This is a genomic window from Sulfitobacter sp. (assembly GCF_041552635.1).
Classification (GTDB): domain Bacteria; phylum Pseudomonadota; class Alphaproteobacteria; order Rhodobacterales; family Rhodobacteraceae; genus Sulfitobacter.
Genome location: NZ_JBFEKM010000271.1, coordinates 1 through 3517 on the forward strand (window position 1 = coordinate 1; position 3517 = coordinate 3517).

Below are 3517 nucleotides of genomic sequence, written 5' to 3' on the forward strand. Positions count from 1 at the left end.
AAATAACGGCACCGAAGTCAGCGCAGAGATTGCCGTCAAGGCGCAACTGGTCGGTGTCATTGAAGATCTGGATCTGGTTGGCAAGATCGTCATCTCTGACGGCGGGATGATCATCTATGGGCTGATCCAGATCACCAATGCGGGCATCCCGGATGTTCTGACCTTCAACGGCCGCGCGAGCTTTGAGCTGAACACATTCTCGTCGAAGCGGGACATCCAGGTGTATGGTACGGATCGCACCGTCGAGTCCGGTGTCAAGCTGGAGATCAACGGCAGCGTGACGTTCGCCGACTTTGCGACCGCCAGTGGCAAGACCACCATCGCAATCCTGAGCAACCGGACCGAGATCAGCTTTGATGTGGTGTTTGGACTTGGCGGTCTTAATGTCCGCGCAGCGGGTGCTGCGGGGCTTTACTACACCGGCAACCAGATTACCGGCATTGCCCTTGGACTGTCCGTGTCGATTGACGCCAATGTCGCGCGGGTCATCGACATCAGCGCGCGGGGCAGCCTGACGCTGAACACGACGGGTAAGGACCGCCGCATCGGCAGCTTTGACCTGAAGGCCGACAGCTTTAGCCTCAAACTGACCGGTAGTGTGGAGTTCCTGAAAACCATCAAGTTCAACGCGAGCTTTAGTGTGGTCGTGGTGAACGAAGAATGGACCGTTGCTTTCAATGCCAACATCAACTTCTTTGGTATCGCGACAATGTCTGCGAATGGCGTGTTCCGCAGCGATGGTACGTTTAACGTCGATCTGACCGGTGGTGTGCTGCTGGGCAGCCGGACCTTCGGGATGGAAGGGTCGTTCCGCTTCAACGTCTACTATGATTATCTGAACCGCCCGGAAAATGGCACACCAAGCAATCTTGCCATCGGCTTCTCGGGCAGCGCGTCTGTCAGCCTGTACGGTCTTGGGATCAACTGGGGCGGTGCCAGCATCGGCTTTGGCGCAAAGATTGAGAATGTCGAACGCGGCGGGCGTGTGCCGATTAACGTCAAAGCCTATGCCAGCGTCAAGGTTCTGTTCATACGGATCAAGCTGAATCTCAACTTTACCATTGGCTATCTGGAGCTGCCCGAGCCGATCAAGTTGGCGGATCAGAACGGCGGAGACCTGACGCTGAATATGGGCAATAGCAACGGTGACCGTGGCATCGGTGCCGGGGCAACGGATGAAACCTATATCATCGAACAGATTGCACCCGGCACGATCAAACTGATCTATTCGGGCCGTGAACAGATCTTTACTGGCGTTGACCGGATCATCGGGTATGGCGACGCAGGCAATGATGTCATTCTTGTGCGCGAAGGCGTGGATGCCGATCTGCTGTTTGACGGCGGTAGTGGCATTGATCTGGTCGATTACCAAGGTTCCGGCCGGGCGATCATCAACAAGACCGATAATGCGACAGACTTTGGTGATCAGATTACGATCGGGCGCTTTGCGGCTGCCGGGTCCGAAGTGTACGGCACCAACGTCACACGGCCGCTGGCGGATGGCGAAACGGCCAGCCTGCTCGGCGATCGCATCATCTCGCGCAGCACCAACTCGATCACGATTGACGCGAAAGGCGGGGATGACTTCATCCAGCAGTTGGGTGCCGGTGCCGCGACAATTCGTGCAGGTGCGGGCAATGACATCGTGTTTGGCGGTGCGGGGAATGACAACATCAACGGCGGATCGGGTGTTGACGAGATTGATGGCGGGGAGGGGTCGGATACGATTGATGGCGGCAACGGTGTCGACCTGATCTTCCGCACGCTGGAAGCCGCAGGCATTCTGACGGTCAACGGGACGGGCGCGCAGGACACTGTATTTGTTACCGGTTCGGCACGCGCGGATACCGCCCGCGTCACCAAAGGGTCGGTCGAGATCCGCAATGGCGACAATACACGCGGCGTGAATATCCGCGGTGGGGCGGGCACTGTTCAGGTTCAACTGCTTGGCGGTAACGACACGGTCATCATCGACGATATCTCGGGTCAGAACGTGAACCGCCTGATCATCGAAGACGATCTGGCCGTCGAAGGCCCTGGTTTCCGCGATGATCCGGCTGATCGTCCGGGGTCGCGTGAGGGGTCGTCTGACAGCAACGCCGACACAGTCATCATCAACGGCAGCGCCGGGGTGGATACGTTCACGCTGCTGCAGGACACTGTTGATGCCAGCGACATCAAGGTTGATGCAAAGTGGAACGGGACCAATACCGCGATTGCGATCGTGCTGAACGATTTCCGCCGCAGCGCTGGCGACAAGCTGATTATCAATGCAGGCGCATCGGGTGATACCATCGACGCCAGCAGACTGACGCAGAATACCGTGGCGCTTGAGCTGAACGGTGACGGTGGTGCCGATACGATCACCGGCTCGTCGTTTGACGACGTGATCGACGGTGGTTCTGACAATGACACGATCACGGGCGGCGAAGGCTTTGACACCTTCCTTGACAGCGGCACGAATGACGCGGGCGATACGCTGTCCGAAACCTTTGCTGGCTATGACTTTGGTCTGTTCGAAGACCGCTTTGTGGTCGGCACAGTCTCAGGTCCGTCGAGTGATGTCTGGACCGGTGCGACGCTTGAAAACCTGAACGGTATCTTTGAGAACGTGACCTTGAAAGGTGGTCCGAATGCGGTCAACCGCATGGTTGTCAACGATCTGGACCGTACCATCCGGGTCAACGGCAGTGTTGTGTCGGTTGCCGCCTTTGATGGCACCGCGACGCTGGATGCCAAGTCGACCGGATCGTCCGAGACGTATCATATCAACGCGCCCAAGGGCTCGAACTTTAGCGTGGTCATCAATGACACCGGGTCGGGCGCATCCACAGTTCGCTTTGACGGGTCCGACGGTAGCGACGTGATCATCGTCAATGATGACACTTTGGCCGTGACCGGTGCCGCAACTGTTGGGATCACCCATACCGGCACAGACAACGTTGTGCTGAACACGGCAGGTGGCGCAGATGAGATTACGGTTCAAAGCACGGATATTCCGTTGCAGATCAACTCGGGCCTTGGGGATGATACGATCCGTGTGGGGAACGCAGGCGGGTCGCTGACCGCGATTGATGCGGTCTTGACGATCAATGCCTTTGATGTGTTTGCGCCGGGTGCGACAGCGCCGACCGACCGTGGCAGCGATACGCTGTTGATCAATGGTCGGTATGATGCGAACGCGTCCTCCGGGTCTATCGGCCTGATTGATCCGGCGAACCTTGAAGGGTTCATGTCGGTCACGGGCTTCAACCTTGTTGATGGCACCAAGACTGTTGCGATCAATTATATCGCCGTTGAGCTCGTCGAGATTGATCTGGGCGAGGGTGCGAACACTGCGACCATCACCTCGACCGGGTTGGCCGACAAGACAACGCTGCGCACATGGGGCGGTGTTGATACGGTTAACATCCACGCCATCAACGGCCCGACCGTTGTCCAGACAGGCACCGGCGTTGACAGCGTGGTTGTGGGCAACCCGATTTCGACTACCACTGGCAGCGAATACACGGTCAAC

Annotated in this window: 1 protein-coding gene; it reads left to right on the top strand. The window is 57.7% G+C overall.

The genetic code is table 11. The features are described 5' to 3' along the window. Positions 1-3517, top strand: a 3517-nt coding sequence (locus ABYT07_RS19830) for a beta strand repeat-containing protein (RefSeq protein ID WP_372993735.1), incomplete at both ends; no start/stop codon positions are given.